General features: G+C 37.1%; 18 protein-coding genes and 1 riboswitch. Of the genes, 7 read left to right on the top strand and 11 right to left on the bottom strand.

The features are described 5' to 3' along the window. The first annotated feature begins 37 nt into the window (after positions 1 to 37). Complete coding sequence (nhaC, locus tag K5S59_RS05700; protein ID WP_120449407.1) at positions 38 to 1,459, top strand: Na+/H+ antiporter NhaC; 1,422 nt, start codon at positions 38 to 40, stop codon at positions 1,457 to 1,459. Here the strand turns inward: nhaC and K5S59_RS05705 are convergent. Beyond that, positions 1,448 to 2,719, bottom strand: coding sequence for a hypothetical protein (locus tag K5S59_RS05705; RefSeq protein WP_000972833.1), 1,272 nt, complete (start codon positions 2,717 to 2,719; stop codon positions 1,448 to 1,450). The two genes, nhaC and K5S59_RS05705, sit on opposite strands and share 12 nt — an antisense overlap. A 92-nt stretch (positions 2,720 to 2,811) precedes the next feature. Between K5S59_RS05705 and K5S59_RS05710 the strand changes: the two genes are divergently transcribed. Both K5S59_RS05710 and K5S59_RS05715 read left to right on the top strand, forming a co-directional pair. Next, positions 2,812 to 3,921 carry a mandelate racemase/muconate lactonizing enzyme family protein gene (locus tag K5S59_RS05710; RefSeq protein WP_098872616.1) on the top strand — a complete coding sequence of 370 codons (1,110 nt, stop codon included), beginning with the start codon at positions 2,812 to 2,814 and terminating at the stop codon, positions 3,919 to 3,921. Positions 3,922 to 3,935: 14 nt separating this feature from the next. Then, on the top strand, positions 3,936 to 4,631 hold the full coding sequence (locus K5S59_RS05715; RefSeq protein ID WP_000217573.1) for a hypothetical protein: 696 nt from the start codon (positions 3,936 to 3,938) through the stop codon (positions 4,629 to 4,631). A gap of 160 nt (positions 4,632 to 4,791) precedes the next feature. Here the strand turns inward: K5S59_RS05715 and K5S59_RS05720 are convergent, their stop codons facing one another. From K5S59_RS05720 to rlmD, 5 genes are all read right to left on the bottom strand, one after another. Then, positions 4,792 to 5,499 (bottom strand): M48 family metallopeptidase, encoded by a 708-nt coding sequence (locus tag K5S59_RS05720; protein ID WP_120449405.1) that lies wholly within the window; start codon positions 5,497 to 5,499, stop codon positions 4,792 to 4,794. A gap of 94 nt (positions 5,500 to 5,593) precedes the next feature. Next, complete coding sequence (locus K5S59_RS05725) at positions 5,594 to 6,112, bottom strand: YehS family protein (RefSeq protein WP_097844151.1); 519 nt, start codon at positions 6,110 to 6,112, stop codon at positions 5,594 to 5,596. A gap of 398 nt (positions 6,113 to 6,510) precedes the next feature. Next, the gene (locus tag K5S59_RS05730; protein WP_000947547.1) at positions 6,511 to 8,529 is read right to left on the bottom strand and encodes a GAF domain-containing sensor histidine kinase; all 2,019 of its coding nucleotides are present in this window, start codon (positions 8,527 to 8,529) and stop codon (positions 6,511 to 6,513) included. Positions 8,530 to 8,711: 182 nt separating this feature from the next. After that, the gene (locus K5S59_RS05735) at positions 8,712 to 9,701 is read right to left on the bottom strand and encodes a tRNA dihydrouridine synthase (protein WP_120449402.1); all 990 of its coding nucleotides are present in this window, start codon (positions 9,699 to 9,701) and stop codon (positions 8,712 to 8,714) included. A gap of 96 nt (positions 9,702 to 9,797) precedes the next feature. Then, complete coding sequence (rlmD, locus tag K5S59_RS05740; RefSeq protein ID WP_000105061.1) at positions 9,798 to 11,174, bottom strand: 23S rRNA (uracil(1939)-C(5))-methyltransferase RlmD; 1,377 nt, start codon at positions 11,172 to 11,174, stop codon at positions 9,798 to 9,800. A gap of 121 nt (positions 11,175 to 11,295) precedes the next feature. Next, a riboswitch (purine riboswitch) is annotated at positions 11,296 to 11,397 on the top strand. A 202-nt stretch (positions 11,398 to 11,599) separates the two neighbouring features. Between rlmD and K5S59_RS05745 the strand changes: the two genes are divergently transcribed. The 4 genes from K5S59_RS05745 (at position 11,600) to K5S59_RS05760 (ending at position 16,915) form a co-directional block, all read left to right on the top strand. Next, positions 11,600 to 12,796, top strand: coding sequence for a NupC/NupG family nucleoside CNT transporter (locus tag K5S59_RS05745; RefSeq protein ID WP_001200509.1), 1,197 nt, complete (start codon positions 11,600 to 11,602; stop codon positions 12,794 to 12,796). Positions 12,797 to 13,077: 281 nt separating this feature from the next. Continuing rightward, complete coding sequence (locus tag K5S59_RS05750; protein ID WP_000760995.1) at positions 13,078 to 14,181, top strand: polysaccharide deacetylase family protein; 1,104 nt, start codon at positions 13,078 to 13,080, stop codon at positions 14,179 to 14,181. 305 nt (positions 14,182 to 14,486) lie between these two features. Then, the gene (locus tag K5S59_RS05755) at positions 14,487 to 15,569 is read left to right on the top strand and encodes a polysaccharide deacetylase family protein (RefSeq protein WP_001233704.1); all 1,083 of its coding nucleotides are present in this window, start codon (positions 14,487 to 14,489) and stop codon (positions 15,567 to 15,569) included. A 116-nt stretch (positions 15,570 to 15,685) separates the two neighbouring features. Next, complete coding sequence (locus tag K5S59_RS05760) at positions 15,686 to 16,915, top strand: aminopeptidase (protein WP_000007353.1); 1,230 nt, start codon at positions 15,686 to 15,688, stop codon at positions 16,913 to 16,915. Positions 16,916 to 16,955: 40 nt separating this feature from the next. Here the strand turns inward: K5S59_RS05760 and K5S59_RS05765 are convergent, their stop codons facing one another. The 5 genes from K5S59_RS05765 to K5S59_RS05785 form a co-directional block, all read right to left on the bottom strand. Beyond that, positions 16,956 to 17,279 (bottom strand): DMT family transporter, encoded by a 324-nt coding sequence (locus tag K5S59_RS05765; protein ID WP_000263259.1) that lies wholly within the window; start codon positions 17,277 to 17,279, stop codon positions 16,956 to 16,958. 47 nt (positions 17,280 to 17,326) lie between these two features. Further along, positions 17,327 to 18,778 (bottom strand): NADP-dependent succinate-semialdehyde dehydrogenase, encoded by a 1,452-nt coding sequence (gabD, locus tag K5S59_RS05770; RefSeq protein ID WP_000358097.1) that lies wholly within the window; start codon positions 18,776 to 18,778, stop codon positions 17,327 to 17,329. Continuing rightward, on the bottom strand, positions 18,771 to 20,138 hold the full coding sequence (locus K5S59_RS05775; RefSeq protein ID WP_000225128.1) for a sigma-54 interaction domain-containing protein: 1,368 nt from the start codon (positions 20,136 to 20,138) through the stop codon (positions 18,771 to 18,773). Before K5S59_RS05775 ends, gabD begins: the two co-directional genes overlap by 8 nt. A gap of 115 nt (positions 20,139 to 20,253) precedes the next feature. Beyond that, positions 20,254 to 21,618 (bottom strand): 4-aminobutyrate--2-oxoglutarate transaminase, encoded by a 1,365-nt coding sequence (gene gabT / locus K5S59_RS05780; protein WP_174718021.1) that lies wholly within the window; start codon positions 21,616 to 21,618, stop codon positions 20,254 to 20,256. A gap of 154 nt (positions 21,619 to 21,772) precedes the next feature. Then, positions 21,773 to 22,519, bottom strand: coding sequence for an HAD family hydrolase (locus tag K5S59_RS05785; protein WP_000416673.1), 747 nt, complete (start codon positions 22,517 to 22,519; stop codon positions 21,773 to 21,775). Positions 22,520 to 22,585 lie beyond the last annotated feature (66 nt).

Here is a 22,585-nt window from a genome sequence, read left to right on the forward strand (position 1 = left end):
TCTAAAAATACAAACATACATAATGAGGAGGCAGTTTATGAAAAAAGAAATACCTTTTGGCGTAGCAATAATCCCTATTATCATTACAGTTGCAGTTATGATGGTTACCATTGTTGTATTAAAACAAAGCCCTCACGTCCCACTTATTATTGGTACAACCGTTGCTTCTATCGTCGCTTGGCGTTACGGTTACAAATGGCACGATATTGAAGAAGCAATGTATAAAGGAATTCGCCTCGCATTACCCGCTATCGTTATCATTATCCTAGTAGGTTTAACGATCGGTGCTTGGATTGGCGGCGGAATCGTCGCAACAATGATTTATTACGGTTTAAATCTTTTAACTCCATCGCTCTTTTTAGTTTCAATTACAATTATTTGTTCTATTGTTGCATTAGCTATCGGTAGCTCTTGGTCTACAATGGGAACAATTGGTGTTGCAGGAATGGGAATTGGCCTAAGTATGGGAATCCCAGCTCCAATGGTTGCCGGTGCTATCATTTCCGGTTCTTATTTCGGCGATAAAATGTCACCGCTTTCAGACACGACAAACTTAGCCGCAGGATTAACAAATACAGATTTATTCACACATATTCGTCATATGTTATTTACTACAATTCCAGGTTTAATTATTACTCTTATCGTTTATGCATTCTTAGGAAAAAACTTCGGCGCTAACAATATTGATGCAAAAGGTATCGATCAAACGTTACAAGTATTGCAACAAAACTTTGTTATCTCACCTTTCCTATTAATCATACCTGTAGTCGTTATGGTATTGGTCGCTAAAAAGGTTCCTGCGATCCCAGCTATTCTCGTAGGTATTATTTTAGGATTCTTATCACAAGTCTTTATTCAAGGCGGTTCTGTCTCCGCTTCTGTCGGTGCACTCCAAAATGGATTTGTTATAGACACTGGCAACAAGCTAGTAGACGAACTCTTTAACCGCGGTGGCTTAGATTCGATGATGAATACCGTTTCTATGACAATTGTCGCTATGACTTTCGGAGGAGTACTAGAGCATACTGGTATTCTTCGCTCAATTGTAAATCAAATTTTAAAATTAGCGACATCAGCAAAAGGACTTATCGCTTCTACTATCGCATCTTGCTTTGCAACAAACCTTACTTGCTCTGAACAATATATTTCAATTGTTGTTCCTTCAAGAATGTACGCAAATGCATATACAGAAAAAGGACTACATTCTAAAAATTTATCCAGAGCATTAGAAGATGGCGGAACATTAACTTCCGTTTTCGTACCTTGGAATACATGTGGTGTATTTATACTCGCAACACTTGGAGTGGGCGCATTCGAATATGCTCCTTATGCTATATTGAATTTCATCGTACCTATTATTTCAATCATTTACGGCATAACTGGTCTCACAATTACGAAACTATCTGATATTGAAAAAGAAGAACTACTCAAAAAACAAAAAGCTCAACTAGAAGCTTAAAGATAATGGTAAATTCAGTTCGTATATTGCGCGAGGGCGCCCTTGTTGATAGGGCATTTCCTCGCCGCAAATATGAGCATACCCATAATCAACTAGTTTCTTTAATAGCCTTTCTGTTGATCGGCGAGTCACTTGTAAGTATTCAGAAAGATCTGCTGCTGTGAACTTCAATGACGGATGTGATTGACTAAATTGAATAATTTTTGATAAGTTTGCTGGACTAAGTTTCGTTTCCTTCGCTATTTTCATGAGTTCCGGGTTTTCATTCTTCAAACTTTGTACTCTCTGTTCTTTCGGGAACGGACCAAATAGTTCTTTATCACTTGTTAGTATATAAAAGCAGTGGTCTATTGTATTATTCTTCGCGAAACTTTGAGCGATTTTAGCATTTTGCTCCGCTTCTTTCACAGTTTTTCCGTAACCAAATCCAATAGCTATCGTTCCTTCTATACTCGCAAATAAATTATTTATCACATTTGTTTTTATAATCGATTCAATATCACCACGAGTCGTATACAAAATGAACGTCATTTCATCAACTCTTTTAAATGAACCACGCAATTCTTTTGAAATGACATCTAATTGCGCAAGCAAACCTTCTCGTAAGTCTAAAGAAGAAATCATACAAGCACCAACAGTAGCTGAATGGCTTTTTGCTAACTCAGCTTTTATTTTCGCATCTTTTAACCCATGTATAATGGATTGCTTCGGATCTATCATACGCTCTGAAGGAATACCTATTTTTTGAAGTTCATCATAGACAGCATGAATACTAGTTAAAGCTAAATGAGCTTCTCCAGATTGATATTTAGCTACATGAAAATCAATCACTCTATTTATTTCATCTTTACTCCACAGCATATTTTCATAATCAAACACTTGTGGACTTTCTTTTATACCAATATCATGGAACACATTTGTAATGAATGAGCGGTCTACTAAATCAATTGAAATTTTATGTGGTTGAATACCTTGGTGATACATGACAGAAAGAATAGAAGATACGACAGTTGTCTCATCTTGCTGTAAATACGTACTTGGAATTCGTAATTGTTCTCTTATTTCTTTTGCCATATAATAAGGTAAAGCACCTGAGAAAAAGATGAAGTCACAAGGCTTTAAACGCTTTAATAGTTCAGAAGATTCTGCAGGATGAAGGTAAATATATGGATCAATCTCTATTTCTTCTAGTTTATGAGCAATAGGTAAAAGTGTCTCCATAAACTCTTTTGAACCGACGACTGCAATTTTTATCATCATTTCTCTAACTCCTTATCATTAATTAACGACTATTTAACGTCAACTATATCAAATGTACAAAACTATTGTAAACAGGAAGGGGTCTCTACCTAATGAAAATTACAGCTATTCATCTTTATGCAATTCGTTTACCACTTCGCGATCCATTTGTTATTAGTTATGGTTCTTATTCTGATATGCCTTCTATTATCGTCAAAATGGAAACAGATGATGGCATTATCGGTTACGGTGAGGGCGTTGCTGATGATCACGTTACAGGCGAATCATGGGAAAGTACTTTCCATACTTTAAAACATAGACTTGCTCCTGCGCTCATCGGGCAAAATCCAATGAATATCGAGAAAATACACGATATGATGGACAATACAATTTACGGTGTGCCTACCGCGAAGGCCGCGATTGATATTGCTTGTTTTGATATAATGGGCAAAAAACTAAATCAACCTGTATATCAATTAATTGGCGGACGCTACCATGAAGACTTCCCTGTCACTCACGTCTTAAGTATCGCCGAACCTGAAGACATGGCTGAAGAAGCTGCTTCCATGATTCAAAAAGGTTACCAATCTTTCAAAATGAAAGTCGGTACAAATGTAATAGAAGATGTAAAAAGAATTGAAGCAGTACGTGAACGTGTAGGAAATGATATTGCAATTCGTGTTGATGTAAACCAAGGGTGGAAAAATAGCGCCAACACATTAACCGCACTTCGTTCATTAGGTCATGTAAACATCGACTGGATTGAACAGCCTGTTGTCGCAGACGATATTGACGCAATGGCTCACATTCGTTCTAAAACAGACCTTCCGCTTATGATTGATGAAGGATTAAAAGGTTCTCGTGAAATGCGCCAAATCATTAAATTAGACGCGGCTGATAAAGTAAATATAAAACTAATGAAATGCGGTGGCATATATCCCGCTGTAAAACTCGCTCACCAAGCAGAAATGGCCGGCATTGAATGCCAAGTTGGATCCATGGTCGAATCATCCGTTGCCTCTTCCGCAGGATTCCATGTCGCTTTCTCGAAAAAAATCATTACGAGCGTTGAACTTACAGGCCCATTAAAGTTCACAAAAGACATCGGAAACTTACATTACGATGTACCATTTATTCGCTTAAACGAAAAGCCAGGACTCGGCATTGAAATAAATGAAGATACATTACAAGAACTAACCGTCTTTCAAGACGTTGTACGCTAAAGGAGGACTAACGCATGACAGTTCTATACAAAGGATCATTAAAACAAAATAACGATCCATTTCACGTTACATTACTATCACTAGAGCACATCGATCAAATCTTATCACTACAAAACGTTGTAGTTGAAGCGCTAGAGGATAAAAGTCGCTTACAACCACTCTCGTTAGAAGAATTTCAATACATTCTAGAAGGAAACGGCATGATGATCGGTGCTTTTATCGAAAACGAACTTATAGCATTTCGTGCCCTACTCGTCCCTCCTATCGACGATGAACATTTAGGACTTGATATTGGCATACCAGAAAGCGAACTACATCGCGTCATCTATCAAGAAATCTCAAATGTTCATCCGAACTGCCGAGGAAATGGGATGCAAAAAATATTAGCGACAGTTATTATGAACGAATTACAAAAAGAAGATAGCAAATACGACTATGTTTGCTGCACCGTTGCCCCTTTTAACATTCCGAGTTTAAAGGATAAGTTCGCGCAAGGGATGAAGATTGCTGCGCTGAAAGAGAAGTATAGCGGAAGTATGCGGTATATTTTTGTGAAGGAATTACGCGGGGACAAAGAGAAAAATTGGATAGATATTAAGAGCATTCCGATGAGCGATGCTGGTGGACAGCAGGCGTTGCTTTCGGAGGGGTATCGCGGGTATGAAATGGAGAAAGTGGACGGAGATTTTGTTGTGAAGTTTGGGCGATGATTGCTACGTAAGAAAAAAGGAGATGTCTACTGTGACATCTCCTTTCACTTTCTCTTCATTGAACATATCGATTGCAACTCCAAATATATCAGCGATTTTTGAGATATATCGACTTAACGACAAGTATTGACAATAACCGCAACCTATATAAAGCGCACTACTAAACCGTCATCTTCCAACTAGATAACGCTAACCAATTCTCCATTTCCTTATAATCAGGCATTATTTTCCCGACAAGACGCCAAAAAGAGCGATCATGATTTAAATGAACCATATGGCACATTTCATGAACAACTACGTAATCAATTACTTGCTGTGGTGCCATCGCCAGCTTCCAATTAAATGTTAGCTGTAAATTTGAATCACAAGTGCCCCATGTGCGGCTACTATCTGTAATACGAATAGAACGAGGCTTTGTTTTGAAGTTACTTTGATGCGCTTTAATACTCTTCTCTACTAATGACTTACACTGCTTATAGTAAAATCGTTTTAACGCTTGTTGTATCTTCTCATCCTTAAGCTCTTTCACATAAATATGTAGCTTATTGCCTTCAAACACTGCATTGTCTTGCGTAATACTTGCATCTTGGGAAATCTGTATCGGATACGTATTTCCTAAATACAGAAAGCCCTCTCCTTGATCGTAATCCTTTTCCTGTGGTCCAAGCTCTCGCTCCTGCATTTCCTTACGTGTTTTCTGAATCCAATCCCATTTCTCCTCTAGCAACTGGACTAAGTATTCAACAGGGGTTCCCTTTGGAGCCTGCACTTCTACATTTCCGTATGAATCTACAAAAAGACGCACCGACTTTTTCTTTTTATAAGTTATATGAAAATTAATCGTTTCACCTAAATATGTATGTACCATTTCATCACCTAGTGTATTATTTTACAAATAAAAAAGAGTAGGATACGAACGCCCTACTCTATCTATTATATCATTTACCGCTTTAGCAGACTCATTACCCTCTATACTTTACGCCTAATCCCTTAATGAAATTCCTTGCGTATCTATCGCCGCACTCTTTGTAATTTTTATGACCTTTTTTTCTTAATAGGGCTCCTAGTTCTCCCTTTGTTACCGTAACGCCTACGCTATCTAATATATCAAGTACATCCTCACTCGTTAAAGATAGTGCAATTTTCATTTTCTTTAGAAGAAGGTTATTCGCACTCTCTTTGCTTTGTACAGGTGCCGGTTGTCCTGGTTTCGGATCTTGCTTCCCTCTTTTTAAAGTAATAAATCCATTGAAAAATGCCTCTAACATCATCATATCGCATGTTAATACGTACTCATCTTCAGGCACATCATCATTTTCAGCTTCATGCTGAGGAGCTCTCTTTATTTTTGTAAGCATATCAACTACGTCTTCTTTCGTTACTTCCATACCACCAAGTTTAAAGATTTCTACCATATCTATATCTCTTATATCTAAAGCGTACCTTACTCTTTTTAATATATCGTTGTTGCTCATTGCCATTGTTTTGCCTCCTGAAATGTTGATTATAGTAATGCTTTTAGCATGTATAAATGAATGTCGTTAAGTTACTACTTTAACATTTTAGGGGGAGGTTTTGTAGTCTTAGGTGGATTAATGCTTGTGGGGATGATTTTAAAACTGCAACATATGCTGTTTAGGTATTTCTATTTCATATTTTCTTCCAATTAAATCATACTGATACTAGAGTTAATATGGGAAAAGATCAATATTGAATTATTTAATTGATTATAAAGATGCTGAACGAAACCTCTGTTGAGAATTCACTATTAATTAACACAATTGAAAATGGACAAACCTGATATAAATTTGTCCATTTTTTTATGCAACTCAAATATGAATATTTGTGGTACAGTTCAACAAAACTAATCTAAATAAGTTTATTTTTTATTATTTTCATAATTGAATTTAACAAAAAAGGTAGTGCCTTCCGATCCTGTTTGAATTTCTATTTTTGCCTTATGACGGGCAGCAATAGCATAACATATACCTAATCCCAATCCTGTTCCATTATCCTTGGTCGTGTAAAATGGCGTACCCAGTTTCTCTAATACTTCAGGCCTGATACCTTTTCCTTGATCCCGCACTGCAAGCACCACACAATCTTGATCTTCTTTGTAGGTGCTAATGGTTAGAACTTTCTCTGTGTCCATCGCCTCTAAGCCATTACGGTATAAGTTTATTAATAATTGCCGTATCTCATTACGATTTAAAAGTAATTCCGGAATGTCATTTGTATCGACTTGAATATATTTATTTTGATTATGCGTATCAATCTTTATTAAAGGAATAATATCGCGGATAATTGAATTTAAATCTAACATCTGCAAATCCGATTTCCTTGTATTACCCATTGAGAGAAATTCAGTAATAATAGAATTGGCACGGTCAAGTTCTTCAATCATTAAATTAAAGTGCTTATTATGTTTCTCATAGGTGGGCTCTTCTTTTAATAACTGCAAAAATCCTCGTACTGTTGTCATTGGATTTCTAATCTCATGGCTGATACCAGCTGCCATTTGCCCTATTAAATCTATGTTGGATAACCTTTTCAATTCCTGCTCATATTGCTTTTTTCCCGTTATGTTTTTAAAAATACAAGAAATACCATCATCATACGGGTATGCAATAACTTCGTACCAATATTCATCAGAGCCAGAAAAAAATTCAAAATACACTGTAGTTCGCTCTGACATTACACGATGAAGTTCCTTATACATTACTTCGTCAATGCTACTCGGGAAAATCTCCCATATATTCTTGCCTAATACATCTTTTGCTGTTTTTCTTTGTGGAAAATATTGATGCTTATTTACGTACGTAAATTCCCATGTATTATTTAAAGTAAAGAATCCATCCGTAATACTTTCAATCACACTTGTAACTTTTTCATTAGCAACAGCTAGTTCTCTCGTTCGCTCTTCCACCATGCTTTCAAGTCGATCCATATATAACAAGTTTGAAAACGTAGGCGCTGTGGCATCAACGATAGATTTTGCCAGTTGCATTTGGGAATTATCATAATTGTGAGCTTTTCCCTCTTTGTCAACGACGATTACTCCTAACACTTCTCCCATTAAAACCAATGGAATCATCAGTAGACCCTTACTATCTATATTTTTTGTTTGAATAACCTCTTGGATCTTAGCTTCATAACTTTCCTCCATCCAATCCGCTTCTGTCCAATCACAGTCCTTGCTTAACTTCGTTGTTTTAATCGTTGTTTTGTCTAGGGGGTCTAAAAGGTGGGCTGCCATGCTGTTACTCTCTAAAATCTGCCCTAAGTAAAAAAAACATTTATCAAAACTCTCCTGTATCGAGGAACACATTGATAAATCACGGGTAACATTTAGTAACAGCTGCTTCTCGGCAATAAGGTTTTCCTTTTGCGTTAAATTATTTGCGTTTTGAATTGCAACCGCAGCCATATTTACATAAGCTTCAACACTTTGAATTTCTGAATTTGTTAAGTTCATTGGAATTCCATAATCAAATAAAAAAACCAGACCAAATAACTCTTGCCCAAATGAGATAGGTAGAGCTAATAAGGACTTAATTTTGAACGCAGCAACTGGTCTCGGATCCGGCCGATGATCCTTTGATGTATCAGGAATATAAATGGTTTTTTGGGTTTCAATAACTTCTTTTGCCAGTAAGTCTATTTCAGGATCAATTACCTGAGTATCGAGCGTTACGCCATTTATTGTCTCTGGTTTTCCTGCAAACCCTCTAAATGTTCCATCTTCCTGGGGTAAATAGATTCCAACAGCGTTGCACTTAACAATCTCCTCTGATATCGCCATTGTTACACGCTGCAATACTTCACGTAGTTCTAATTTTGTATTTATTATTTTTGTTATATTCGCGAGCCTAGAATATCTCGCCTGATCACTTAACATTCACATGGCCTCCAATTATAGGCATAATAAAGTAAACATGATACTATCATTGAAAATCAAGACCAACCTACCATTTTCACTTTTCTCCTGTATTCTTTTCTTACCCCTTTTTACATAGAATACCTCACTTACTTATGATACGGTTCACCTTAATTAAAATGAAACAGTGTAACTTTCAAAAGTTACACCGTTTCACTACTTTCTACCGCATTTGCACTCGCCTCAAACTTATCAAGTAATGCGCGTACTTCATCAGTTGATTTTGTGCTCATCAATTGATTTCTTAGTTCAGCAGCTCCAGGGAAGCCTTTTACATAAATTTTGAAGAAGCGATGTAGTCCTGTGATAGAGCGTGGTAATACTTCTGCATATTGATCTTGAAGATCAAGTTGTAGTCTTAAAAGATCAAGGTGTTCTTTACTGCTATGCTCTCTTGGCTCTTTTTCGAAAGCAAACGGATTTTTAAAGATACCTCGTCCGATCATAACACCATCAATGCCATATTTTCCAGCAAGTTCCAGTCCGATTTTACGGTCAGGAATGTCTCCGTTAATTGTTATTAGCGTATTTGGTGCGATACGGTCACGTAATTTTTTAATTTCCGGAATTAGTTCCCAATGCGCATCCACTTGGCTCATTTCTTCTCTTGTACGTAAGTGAATAGAAAGGTTTGCGATATCTTGTTTGAAAATATGCGTTAACCAATCTTCCCATTCGCTTAACTCTTTAAAGCCCAGTCGCGTTTTTACGCTGACAGGTAGTCCGCCCGCTTTTGCTGCTTGAATAAGTTCTGCCGCAACGTCTGGACGTAGAATAAGGCCACTACCTTTTCCTCTTGATGCTACGTTCGGTACAGGGCACCCCATGTTAATATCGATGCCTTTAAATCCTAACTCTGCCATGCCAATACTCATTTGGCGGAAGTATTCAGGATTATCTCCCCAAATATGCGCCACGATCGGTTGTTCATCTTCTGTAAAAATTAAACGACCACGTACACTTTTCATACCCTCTGGATGACAATAGCTATCCGAGTTTGTGAACTCTGTGAAGAATACGTCTGGGCGACCAGCTTCACTTACTACATGACGGAAAACAACGTCTGTCACATCTTCCATTGGTGCAAGTACAAAAAATGGTCGTGGTAAATCACGCCAAAAATTATCTATCATTTCAAATTCAAATCCTCTCAATATGAATGCAATTTCAAACTCTCAATAAACCAAAAAGCAGATGGTATAGATTTTCCTATATCAACTGCTTTCCTATTATACCAACTTAAGCCAAGCCACACACTCCACATGAGTCGTATGCGGGAACATATCAACAGGTTGTACTTCCTGCGTTTTATATCCGCCTTCTTCTAGTACTTTTAAGTCACGTGCTAATGTTGCTGGATTGCATGATACGTATACGACGCGTTTCGGTTTCATGTCGATGATTGTGTTTAGTAGTGCCTCATCACAACCTTTACGCGGTGGATCTACGACCATTGTGTCAGCGATTACGCCTTCTTTGTACCATTTTGGAATGACTACTTCTGCTTCTCCTACGCCAAATTCAGCGTTTGTCATGTTGTTTAGTGCTGCGTTTCGGTTTGCGTCTTCGATTGCTTCTGGGACGATTTCAACACCGTACACTTTTTTCGCTTTTTGCGCTAGGAATAAGGAGATTGATCCAATTCCACAATAGGCGTCAATTACTGTTTCGTTGCCATCTAATTTTGCATATTCTAACGTTTTATCGTATAACACTTTCGTTTGTTCTGGATTTACTTGATAGAATGAACGTGCTGAAATTGCAAACTTAATGTCACCGATAAAGTCATAAATGTATTCTGATCCGTACAGTACTGTCGTTGTGTCTCCGAAGATTACGTTTGTACGTTTCGTGTTTACGTTTTGAACAATCGATTTTACTTCTGGGAATTTTGCAGCAATTTCTTCAATGATTGCTTTCTTGTTTGGTAATTCTGCTGTACGAGTAATGAAGACAAGCATAATTTCTCCTGTTACTTGTCCGTAACGAGCCATTACATGGCGAAGTGTTCCTTTATTACGCTCTTCGTTGTATGCCGAAATACCGTGTTTTTCACAAATACGTTTTACTTCCTGGATTAATGTATCGTTTTCTTCTGCCTGAATTAAACATGATTCCATATTAATGATGTCATGTGTTCCTTGGCGATAGAAACCAGCGACAAGTCCACCTTCACGTTCTCCAATTGGTACTTGTGCTTTGTTACGGTATACCCATGGGTTCTTCATGCCAAGTACAGGGTGCACAGGAACATCGCTTAGTCCGCCAATGCGCTGCATAACGTCACGTACTTGTTTTTCTTTTGCTTGTAATTGTCCTTCATATGTTAAGTGCTGAAGCTGACAACCGCCGCACTGATTGTACACTGGGCATTCTGCATCTTTACGATACGGGCTCTCTGTATGAAGCTTCATTAAACGACCGAATGCGAAGTTTTTCTTCACTTTAATAATTTTAATTTGTCCTTCTTCACCTGGTAATCCGTTTTTAACGAAAATAGGATAGCCTTTTACTTTCGCAACACCGGCACCATCATGTGTTAAATCTTCAAATACTACATCTATAAACTCGTTTTTCTCAACTGGTGGCGTCATTTTTGTACTCATTTTCCGACCTCTCTTTTTCATAACACTGCGTTACATTTTATCATACTTATATGGTCTATTTCTATCGGAAGAAAAAAAGCTATTGACGATAGTTCTCTGTTAATGTTACGCTACTACTAATTTAATACGGACGATGTTACCTCATATATATTCGATAATATGGATCGAGAGTTTCTACCCGGCAACCTTAAATTGCTGGACTATGGGGAAAACTAATGAATATTAGCCTATGTGCAAAAAAGGACTCATATTGATTAGCTTTCTCTCATAGATGAAAGTGAATCCATATGGGTCTTTTTTTATTTTTATTTTTCTAAAAGGTCAGACATCTTACGTATGACATAAAACCTCTTTGTTTTATTTTTAGTAATATAACGAGCGTTTTATGTACAAACTTTATACGAACTTCTGAAAGGGGCAACTACATGCAATATGTAATGAGCATTATCGGTATTCTTGTCGTTTTAGGTTTATGCTTTGCTTTGTCAAACAATAGAAGTAAAATCAACTTCCGTGCAATTGCTATTATGATTGGTTTTCAAATTTTAATCGGTTGGTTTATGTTTGGCACAAAGATTGGTCAACAAATCATTATTTTCATTGGTAAAGTTTTCAACAAACTAATTAAACTTGGTACGACAGGTGTCGATTTTCTCTTTAACGGAATTCAAAGAGATTTTGTCTTTTTCTTAAACGTACTATTAATTATCGTATTTTTCTCAGCACTACTTTCTATCTTTAGTTATTTAGGTGTTTTACCATTCATCGTTCGCGTTGTCGGCGGTGCAATTTCAAAAATTACTGGTTTACCACGCGTCGAGTCATTCCACGCAGTAAACTCTGTATTCTTCGGTTCAAGTGAAGCGTTAATCGTTATAAAAAACGATTTACAGCATTTTAACAAAAACCGTATGTTTATCATTTGTTGTTCTGCGATGAGCTCAGTTTCTGCTTCTGTTACAGCATCGTACGTAATGATGTTAGATGCGAAATATGTACTAGCAGCTCTTCCGCTAAACTTATTCTCAAGCTTGATTGTTTGTTCGCTATTAACACCCGTTGATACGAAGAAAGAAGATGAAGTGATTCAAAAATTTGATAGAACTTTATTCGGAGACAGCTTTATCGGCGCAATGATTAACGGTGCGCTTGATGGTTTAAAAGTAGCTGGTATCGTTGCCGCATTAATGATTGCCTTCATCGGTGTGATGGAAGTTGTAAACTACGTAATTAGCGCAGCTTCAGGTGCAATGGGATATGCTGTTACTTTACAACAAATCTTCGGTTATATACTTTCTCCATTCGCATTCTTAATGGGTATTCCAACTCAAGATATTATCCCAGCTGGTGGTATTATGGGTACGAAGATTGTATTAAACGAGTTTGTAGCAATCCTTGATTTAAAAGATGTTGCATCAACATTATCTCCACGTACAGTTGGAATCGTTACTGTATTCTTAATTAGCTTCGCAAGTATTAGCCAAATTGGTGCGATTGTTGGTACAATCCGTGCCCTTTCTGAAAAACAAGGAAGCATCGTTTCTAAATTTGGTTGGAAAATGTTATTTGCATCAACACTTGCTTCTATTTTATCTGCAACAATCGCTGGATTATTTATTTAATAAAAAACTCCACCTTACTTCTCCTTTCCCAAAAGGAAATTCAGGTGGAGTTTTTTTACTTTCTTCTATATGTATTTTTATGTAAACCCCACCAGAAAAATATAAGTTATTATTTCCGAATTATTCCAAAAATGTATTCCCCTATATATTCTATAGTGATATGATGTACAAGGGTATAATTCAAATTTTTAAAATCGAAAATTTGAGTTAGTGTCACTTATACGAATGATGATTGCATGACATAATTGATGATAATTAAAACACAATAGAAGGATGATAGAATGAAAAAATATACATATATCGCTTTACTTTCTTCTGCTATTCTCGTAGGTTGTAACACTAGTAGCACTAGTGATAAACAAATAAAAGAAGCAACAGCGAAACAAACAGTTGAACAAAAAAAAGCGAAAGCAGTTGAACTTCCTTTAACACAAGGGATTATTACATGGGATCCGTATGAATATAACGCACAAAACACCACGCTTTATACAAAGGATTTAAGAGATTCATTCACACAAGTACGTTACAATATTTGGCGTACTGCTGATGGTCCTGAAAGCAAACAAACTTTTACTTCACAAGAAAAAGAACGTGACTTTGCCCTCCCACTACATTTAAAATCATTTCATTTAAAACGTGGCGAATTCCAAATTGAAACAGTAGGAATCAAAGAAGATAATACTGAAACAAATCTAGTAACATCTAAAATTACATTCCAGCAAAGTGTACCCGTATTAATGTACCATGCAATTGAAAAATACCCTGGACCAAGTGATGGGGATTACGGTTTATACGTACCACCTGAACAATTCGAAAAACATATGCAATATTTAAAAGATAACGGTTATACGATGCTTACATTTGAACGTTGGAATGATATAAATCGTGTAAATAAACCTGTTTTTGTAACAATGGATGATGGTCGAAAAAATAATATGAACGCTCTTCATATTTTACAAAAATTAAAGGATGATAGATTTCAACCTACAGCTACTGAATTTCTTACTGCAAATGAGATAGACAAACCTAATCGTCTATCAACAGATGAGATAAAACAAATGATGGATTCAGGCATTTTTTCTATTCAATCGCATACTGCTAATCATACGATGATGGCTTATTCTAGTAATTATGATGAGGAATTACGTAGTTCGAAAGAAAAAATCGAAGCCCTTACTGGTAAAAAGGTCATCGCTCTCGCCTATCCAGTAGGTTCTTATAATGACCTAGCTGTTCAAGAAACAAAAAAACATTATGAGTTCGCAGTAACTACTGATCACGGTAATCACATTACAAAAGGGATGCCAAACGAACAATACTTAATTAAACGCCATTTTGTAGGGCCTAATACATCAATGGAAAAATTCATATCTCTTATAAAGTGAAACTTTAATTAGTGGGGGTTTTGTTCACTCCCACTGATTATTAGCCCTCACCAATCGGGCTTTTACGGGCAGTTGATCCCCCCTACCTAACCTCTTTGCTTTTGCTGAATTCTGAGGTGGAGTCTTACTGCCCACAAATAGTGGGATAAAGTAAACCTTACTAAAAGATGGTAGAAATAACTCTATTAAAAACCTATCTCATTACGAAAATGATATGATGAACAAGGGTATATCCCCACCTCTCTAACAGCGGTGGGGATTTTAAATATAAGCATGCAACATAATACACAATAGAAGGTGATTTTATGAGAAAATACGCAGCAATCGCTTTATGTACGTCTGCCATTTTAGCTGGCTGTAACAGTAGCAATGTAAGTCCTGAACCTAAAAAAGAGAAAAAGGTTCAAGAGACTAAGAAACAAGAAGTGGTTGTACAAGAACAAGGCAAAATTTCTTATCATCCAATTACACACGAATCTACAAATACTACTATTCATATGACAGATATAAAGGATACTTTAACTGAGGTACAATATAAAATTTGGCGCACCGCTGATGGAAAGGAACACACTAAATCTTTTTCTTCTAACGAAAAGGAAAAGCAATTTTCACTTCCTTTTGACATAAAAGAATTTGAAGGAAAACGCGGTGAATTCCAAATTGAAGCAATAGGAATGAAAGAAGATGGGAAAACCATTCCACTCACAAAATCTGCAATTACTTTCGAGCAAAAGGCTCCCGTTCTTATGTACCATGCAATCGATGATTATCACGGACAAGGCATTAAAGATTTATTCGTATCCCCCGCTAACTTTGAAGCCCAAATGAAATATTTAAAAGACAACAGCTATACATTACTAACTTTTGAACGCTGGGGCGATATAAATAAAGTGAATAAACCTATCTTCGTTACATTTGATGACGGTATGAAAAATAATATGAATGCATTTCATATTTTGCAAAAGCTAAAAAATGATACGTTTAAACCAACAGCAACGGAATATATGATTGTTAATAATGTTGATGCTGAAGGATCTCTTTCTACATCTGACATAAAAGAAATGGTTGATTCCGGCATTTTCTCCATGCAATCTCATACTGCAACACATGCAGACTTACCGAAGATTACAAACTATGAAGAAGAATTAAAGGGATCGAAAGAAAAGCTAGAAAAAATAACAGGTAAGCCCGTTATCGCAGTTGCTTATCCATTCGGTCATGTAGATGATAAAGTCGTTGCAGAAACGAAAAAATATTATCAATTTGCGACGACAACAAAACCCGGAAAGTTCATCACAAAAGGTGAACCCGATGAGTTGTTAAAAATGAAGCGTGTTCGCATACACAATTCGACGACTATAGAACAATTTGCTTCTTCGATTAAATAACGATGAGAGCTCAATATATTTTGAGCTCTCTTTTTACGCTATATTTATATATATTTTTTGAATTTTCTTGTATTATATATAGTAAGAAATCTTTCAAATTAAAGGAGATTATACATATGTCATTTGAACAAACGTTAGAGAAATATGCTGCCCTTGCAGTCAATGTTGGTGTTAATATTCAACCAGGACAAACATTATCAATTAGTGCACCTCTTGAAGCTGTACAATTTGTACGCCTCGTTACAGAAAAAGCATATAAATCTGGTGCAAAACACGTATATGTGGATTGGAATGATGAGACGTTAACACGCTTAAAGTTCGATCTAGCTCCTGAAGAAGCATTCGCTGAGTTCCCATCTTGGAAAGCACACGCTCGTGAAGAATTAGCAAAAGAAGGCGCTGCATTTATGTCTATTTATGCAGAAAACCCTGATTTATTAAAAGGTGTAGAAGCAACGCGTATCGCAACAGCTCATAAAGTAGCTGGTGAAGCAATGAAAGTATACCGTGATTACGTACAAGCTGATAAAGTAAGCTGGTGTGTCATTTCTGTCCCTACGAAAGAATGGGCTGCGAAAGTATTCCCTGACGTTGCACCAGAAGAACAGGAAGCAAAACTATGGGATGCTATTTTCAAAGCTACTCGTGCTGATTTAGAAAATCCTGTGGAAGCATGGAAAGAACACGATGAAACATTACATACAAAAGTTGATTACTTAAACGAAAAGCATTATAAAGCTCTTCACTATACAGCTCCTGGAACAGATTTAACAATCGAACTTCCAGAAAAGCATGTATGGGCTGGTGCTGGTAGCTTAAATGAAAAGAACGTACCGTTTATGGCGAATATTCCAACTGAAGAAGTATTTACAATGCCACTTAAAACAGGTGTAAACGGCCAAGTATCTAGCACAAAGCCGTTAGCATTTGCAGGTAACATTATCGATAACTTCACGTTAACATTTGAAAACGGACGTATCGTAGACTATAAAGCAGAAACTGGTGAAGAGGCTCTAAAACATTTAGTAGAAACAGATGAAGGTTCTCACTTCTTAGGAGAAGTGGCTTTAGTACCTCATGACTCACCAATTTCAAACACAAATATTTTATTCTACAATACGCTATTTGATGAAAACGCATCTTGCCACCTTGCAATCGGAAGTGCTTATGCATTCAACTTAGTTGGTGGAAAAACAATGTCTAAAGAAGAACTTGCTGAAAATGGAGCAAACACTAGTATTACACACAACGACTTTATGATCGGATCAGCTGAGCTTGATATCGATGGTATTACAGATGATGGAAGACATGAACCAATCTTCCGTAAAGGTAACTGGGCATTTTAATAAAAACAAAAGGCTATCTTCCACACCGGAAGGTAGCCTTTTATGATGCTGATGAAACCTTAAGCCCAATTACTCCTAAAACAATAAAGAGAATACAAAATGCTTGAAATAAGTTAATGTGCTCTTTGAAGAAATACACGCTAATGATTGTAATAAGTAATGTTCCTACACCAGACCAAATGGCATAAGCGATACTTAAATGAATTTTTTTGACAACGATAGCAAATACGCTGAAACAAATTCCATAAAATACGAAAATAAGTACACTGGGAACAAGCTTTGTTAAACCATTTGATAGTTTCATCGCAATTGTTCCAGCTACTTCAAAAATAATTGTTACGAGTAATAATAGCCAATATACCATACTAGAATCTCCTTCTCTGTTACCTTATAGAGATTCTAGTATACTACTTATAGTCCTAATGAAATATATTTAATTTCTAAATATTCCTCGATACCGAAATGGCCTCCTTCACGGCCAATACCACTTTCTTTAAAGCCACCGAATGGTGCTTGTGCAACTGATGGAAGTCCATCATTTAATCCGATAATGCCGTACTCTAATGCTTCGCTAATTTGGAATGCTTGACTAATATCTTTTGTGAAAATATAAGCAGCCAATCCATATGGTGTATGATTTGCACGTTCAATTACTTCTTCAACCGTTTTAAATTTCGCAACTGGCGCCACTGGTCCGAATGTTTCTTCATTCATACAAAGCATCGTATCGTTCGCCAATCCAATTACAGTTGGTTGCATAAAGTGTCCATCTAACTCCGCAACCTTTTGGCCACCAAATAAAACTGTTCCCCCCTTTTGAATAGCATCTTCAATATGTTCCTGTACTTTCGAAACTGCATTCTCGTCAATAAGTGGTCCTACAGTCGTTCCGTCACCGAAACCATCCCCTACTTTCAACTGCCCTACTGCCTTTTGGAACTTCTCTACAAATGCTTCGTACACTTCTTCCTGAACAAATACTCGGTTTGTACATATACACGTTTGTCCTGCGTTACGGAATTTCGAACCGATTACCGCCTCTACCGCTTTATCTAAGTCCGCATCATTCATAACAATAAACGGTGCGTGACCACCTAACTCAAGTGAAACCTTTTTCATCGTTTGTGCAGCACTGGCCATTAATTCTTTCCCAATTTCCGTTGATCCTGTAAAGGAAACCTTTCGAACACGTCCATCTTCCATCCACGTATCAGCAATTGCTTTCGCACTGCCTGTTACAATATTTATTACGCCTTTTGGAATATCCGCTTCATGAGCTAATTCAGCTAATTTTAACGCAGTTAACGGCGTTTGACTTGCAGGTTTTACAACCGCTGTACATCCTGCTGCAAGCGCCGGAGCTACCTTTCTCGTAATCATAGCAGCCGGGAAATTCCAAGGTGTAATAGCTGCCATAACTCCAACTGGTTGCTTCATAACTAAAATACGTTTATTCGGATGAGAAGCAGGAATCATTTCACCGTATACGCGTTTTCCTTCTTCTGCATACCATTCAACAAAGCTATTTGCATAATTCACTTCACCAAGTGCTTCTGCAAACGGCTTTCCTTGTTCTCTTGTCATGATTGCTGCAATCTCTTCCTTATTTTCATCAATAAGTGTGAACCATTTTTTCAACTTCACTGCACGGTCTGCTGCTGTTAACTTAGACCATGATTTAAAAGCTTCATGGGCCGCATCAACAGCTTGCTTTGCCTCTGTTACCCCACCCTTTGGTACCGTCGCAAATATTTCCTTCGTTGCTGGATTATTTATTTCGATTTGTTCTTGCAACGTAATCCACTCACCATTTATATACATCGCCTTTTTCTCTACATTTACAAACGTCGCTTTTTTATCCAATGTTTTCTTCCTCCTCTATAAGTTTCTTTATTTTCCTAGTGGCAGCAGATTGACTTATTTTTAAAAACTCCGCTACTTTATAACTCGACCCATATGTTTTATACGCCTTCAAAATAATATTCCGTTCTACTTCTTCTAACATTTTATAGAGACTTTGACCGGACTGTTCAACCGTTGATTCTTGCATCGCTATTGGCAAATCTTCTATCGTAACGATATCGTCAGCAGTTATAACAATTCGCTCAATCACATTTTCAATCTCTCTATTATTTCCTTCCCACGGGTAACTAACAAACATTTGCAATGTGCTAGGTGCTAATTTTACATTCCGGCCATATTTCTCGTTAAAGTGCTGTAAATAATGATAAATGAGTGGCAAAATGTCTTCGGTTCTTTCCCGGAGTGGCGGAATTACAATTGGAATGACATTCAGACGATAATATAAATCTTTCCGGAATGTTCCTTGTTTCACCATCATACTTAAATCCCGATTTGTTGCCGCTACAATTCTAACGTCCACCTTTTTTAATTCCCTTCCGCCTATAGGGCGAAACGTTTTTTCTTGCAACACTTGCAAAAGCTTCGCCTGAATTTCAAGCGGCATTTCGCCAATTTCATCTAAGAAAAGAGTTCCTCTATGCGCTGACTCTAATAATCCCTTTTTCCCTTCACGATTCGCACCTGTAAAAGATCCACCTGAGTATCCAAAAAGCTCTGATTCAATTAAATTCGTTGGCAATGCCGCACAGTTAATTTCATAGAAACTTTCATTCTTCCGGTTACTCACTTCATGTAAATGACGTACTAATCGACTCTTCCCTACTCCTGTCTCGCCTAAAACGAGAACTGTACTATCTACCACGGATACTTTCTTGATTGTCTCGACTATTTTTTGCATAGCGATACTTTTAAAAATAAGTCCTTCATGCTCATACGTTTCTCTTAATTCTTTTTTATATGTTTTTAACTGATTATCCATTTCCTCTACCTTTTGACGTAATTGGTAGAGTTCTGTAAGATCACGAGAATAACTAATTACTCTTCTTAAATTTCCCTCATCGTCAAAAACAGGCCTTGTACGAACGTGTAAATACTCTCCTGATTTTGTCGTTTGAACGAGTTCAATCGGCCTCTTTTTTTCAATTACTTCTAACGTTGCCGATGGATAAAAGATACCATCCTTCTGCAATTCTTTTACATGCTTACCTACTAACTCTTTAGCAGCTAATTGATAGTGCCCTTCACATGTACTATTTACACGCACAACGATTCCCTTTTCGTCAGTTACAAAAATTTCGTCAAACGCATATTCAAATACATCTTGTAAATCCATTAACATTCGTTCCTTTTCTGCAACCATCCTAGCCACCCCTAACTTCCAATCCATCGATTCACTTCACTACCTTTATTATAAAGTGAATTTTCTGCATTTTATATAGAGTCAGCTAGAATGTTTGCGATTTATTATTTAGCTTTTAAACATGCGCAGTATTTGCTTTCTCATAACAGACTTGCAATGATTCTTCAATGATTGTTAATCCTTCTTCAAGTTGCTCATCTGTAATAACTAATGGCATTAACACACGAATAACATTACCGTATGTCCCTGCTGATAGTAGAAGTAATCCGCGTTTGTTTGCTTCTGCGCACAAGTTAGCTGTTAACGTTTTATCAGGTGCTTTCGTCTTACGATCTTGAACGAGCTCGAATGCACACATCGCTCCTAAACCACGCACATCACCGATGCAATTATATTTATTTTTCATCTCTTCGAATCGGTTCATTACGACTTTTCCTAATTCTATCGCTCTATCATTTAAATTCTCTTTTTCTATTACATCAAGTACTGCTAACGCTGCTGCACATCCTAGTGGGCTTCCTGCATACGTTCCACCAAGCTCTCCCGGCGCAGACTCATTCATAATTTCCTTGCGCCCAATAACACCACTAATCGGTACACCAGCACCTAATGATTTAGATACCGTAATTAAATCTGGAACGACATCATAATGATCAATGGCAAAGTATTTTCCCGTACGACTAAATCCTGTTTGAATTTCATCCGCTACAAATAAGATGCCGTGTTCTGAACAAATATTGCTTACTTCTTGCACAAACTTCTTACTTGGAACGATAAATCCGCCTTCCCCTTGAACAGGTTCCATTACAACGGCTGCAATTGTTTCTGGTGCTACTTCTGATATGAAGAAATTCTTAAACTCTTCAATCATAAAGTCATCGTACTGCTCTTCCGTTAATCCTTCTGGACGGCGATATTCGTACGGAAACGGCGCTTTATATACTTCTGGAGCAAATGGGCCAAATCCAAATTTATATGGCTTTACTTTACTTGTCATCGTCATTGTCATTAATGTACGCCCATGGAACCCTTTAGAAAATGCGATAATACCAGGTCTTTTTGTATATTTACGAGCGATTTTCACCGCATTTTCAACCGCTTCTGCACCACTATTTAAAAATAGTACTTGCTTATCAAAACTTCCTGGCGCTAATGCCGCAAGTTTTTCTGCTAATTCAATATATGGCTCATACATCATGACATTAAATCCAGTATGAATGTATTGATCTACTTGTTTATGAAGCGCTTCTTTCACAGCTGGATGACAATGTCCTACGTTAATTGTTCCGATTGCTCCGGCGAAATCAATGTACTGATTGCCATCAACATCTGTTACAAGAGCACCATTTGCAGATTGTACAAACGTTGGGATGCCGTTACTTACTCCTTTTGGTACTATATTTTGGCGGCGTTCTAATAAAGACGCTGCTTTCGGTCCAGGAATTTTTTCATTTACTTTAGCAAATTTTTTTGTGTTCATTACGTACCCCATCCTTTTCTTTACATTGTTTTCTTTTTTCATTGCAAAATGTATGCCAACATTCTTTTCCAGCATTCATCCTACATACCTTCTATGTCGACATAAAAAATAAGTCTATAAAGACTCATCAAGAGTCCTTATAGACTTATTTTTCTTACACATTAGACTTTCCTTGTTCCCAAATGAACTCACCCGAATGAGAAATAAACTCCCCAACAGATTGTACTACTAAATCAGCAAGTGGTTCTAACGTTTGACGATCTCCTGTACCAGATAGTACTCCAATCGCATAGCAATCACCGCCATTTTTCGCTAAATGCAAATCAGTTGGAGTATCCCCAACGACGGCTACTTCACACGCCTCTAAATGAAACCTTTCACAAAACGACTCTACAATTCTTTTATCTGGTTTTTGTGCCGGAAACGTATCTGAAGCTACAACATAATCAAAATAAGACTCTAATTGATACTGTTTTAAAAATAATTCCGTCGGTGCGAAATCATCAGCTGTAACAACACCTAAAATAAATCCTTTATCCTTTAAACTTTGTAAAATTCTCGGTAAATCCGCCGTCATTCTCATATAGGAACGGTGCTCGTACATAAGGGAAAATAATTTTTCACTTACCCACTCATGCATCTCTTCTTCCTTAGATGACGTAATATACTTACAAAGCCCTTTTGCAACATCAAGGCTTGTTCCTGCCGCTATTGCGCTACGAGGGTTCACAAATACCCCATCTACACCGATCTCTTTTAATAAAGTAGGCTGCATTGACTTTGGAAGTTGATATAAACTTATACATTCTGCCACCAGTTCTTCAGCTACTTTTATCCAAATTGAGTGAAAATCCATTAACGTCCCGTCTTTATCAAATAGTATTGCTTTTACCTTCTCCATAGCATCCTACCTCTCGTTTCTTATCTCCTACAGTGTAGCAATAAAGTATGGATATAACATAAACGA

The sequence above is a fragment of the Bacillus sp. BML-BC051 genome, from assembly GCF_019656175.1.
Lineage (GTDB): Bacteria > Bacillota > Bacilli > Bacillales > Bacillaceae_G > Bacillus_A > Bacillus_A mobilis.

Excerpts from the sequence above, each read along its gene's own strand:
- nhaC (WP_120449407.1), top strand. The coding sequence starts at position 38 with ATGAAAAAAGAAATACCTTTTGGCGTAGCAATAATCCCTATTATCATT.
- K5S59_RS05705 (WP_000972833.1), bottom strand. The coding sequence starts at position 2,719 with ATGATGATAAAAATTGCAGTCGTCGGTTCAAAAGAGTTTATGGAGACA.
- K5S59_RS05710 (WP_098872616.1), top strand. The coding sequence starts at position 2,812 with ATGAAAATTACAGCTATTCATCTTTATGCAATTCGTTTACCACTTCGC.
- K5S59_RS05715 (WP_000217573.1), top strand. The coding sequence starts at position 3,936 with ATGACAGTTCTATACAAAGGATCATTAAAACAAAATAACGATCCATTT.
- K5S59_RS05720 (WP_120449405.1), bottom strand. The coding sequence starts at position 5,499 with ATGGTACATACATATTTAGGTGAAACGATTAATTTTCATATAACTTAT.
- K5S59_RS05725 (WP_097844151.1), bottom strand. The coding sequence starts at position 6,112 with ATGGCAATGAGCAACAACGATATATTAAAAAGAGTAAGGTACGCTTTA.
- K5S59_RS05730 (WP_000947547.1), bottom strand. The coding sequence starts at position 8,529 with ATGTTAAGTGATCAGGCGAGATATTCTAGGCTCGCGAATATAACAAAA.
- K5S59_RS05735 (WP_120449402.1), bottom strand. The coding sequence starts at position 9,701 with ATGATAGATAATTTTTGGCGTGATTTACCACGACCATTTTTTGTACTT.
- rlmD (WP_000105061.1), bottom strand. The coding sequence starts at position 11,174 with ATGAGTACAAAAATGACGCCACCAGTTGAGAAAAACGAGTTTATAGAT.
- K5S59_RS05745 (WP_001200509.1), top strand. The coding sequence starts at position 11,600 with ATGCAATATGTAATGAGCATTATCGGTATTCTTGTCGTTTTAGGTTTA.
- K5S59_RS05750 (WP_000760995.1), top strand. The coding sequence starts at position 13,078 with ATGAAAAAATATACATATATCGCTTTACTTTCTTCTGCTATTCTCGTA.
- K5S59_RS05755 (WP_001233704.1), top strand. The coding sequence starts at position 14,487 with ATGAGAAAATACGCAGCAATCGCTTTATGTACGTCTGCCATTTTAGCT.
- K5S59_RS05760 (WP_000007353.1), top strand. The coding sequence starts at position 15,686 with ATGTCATTTGAACAAACGTTAGAGAAATATGCTGCCCTTGCAGTCAAT.
- K5S59_RS05765 (WP_000263259.1), bottom strand. The coding sequence starts at position 17,279 with ATGGTATATTGGCTATTATTACTCGTAACAATTATTTTTGAAGTAGCT.
- K5S59_RS05775 (WP_000225128.1), bottom strand. The coding sequence starts at position 20,138 with ATGGTTGCAGAAAAGGAACGAATGTTAATGGATTTACAAGATGTATTT.
- gabT (WP_174718021.1), bottom strand. The coding sequence starts at position 21,618 with ATGAACACAAAAAAATTTGCTAAAGTAAATGAAAAAATTCCTGGACCG.
- K5S59_RS05785 (WP_000416673.1), bottom strand. The coding sequence starts at position 22,519 with ATGGAGAAGGTAAAAGCAATACTATTTGATAAAGACGGGACGTTAATG.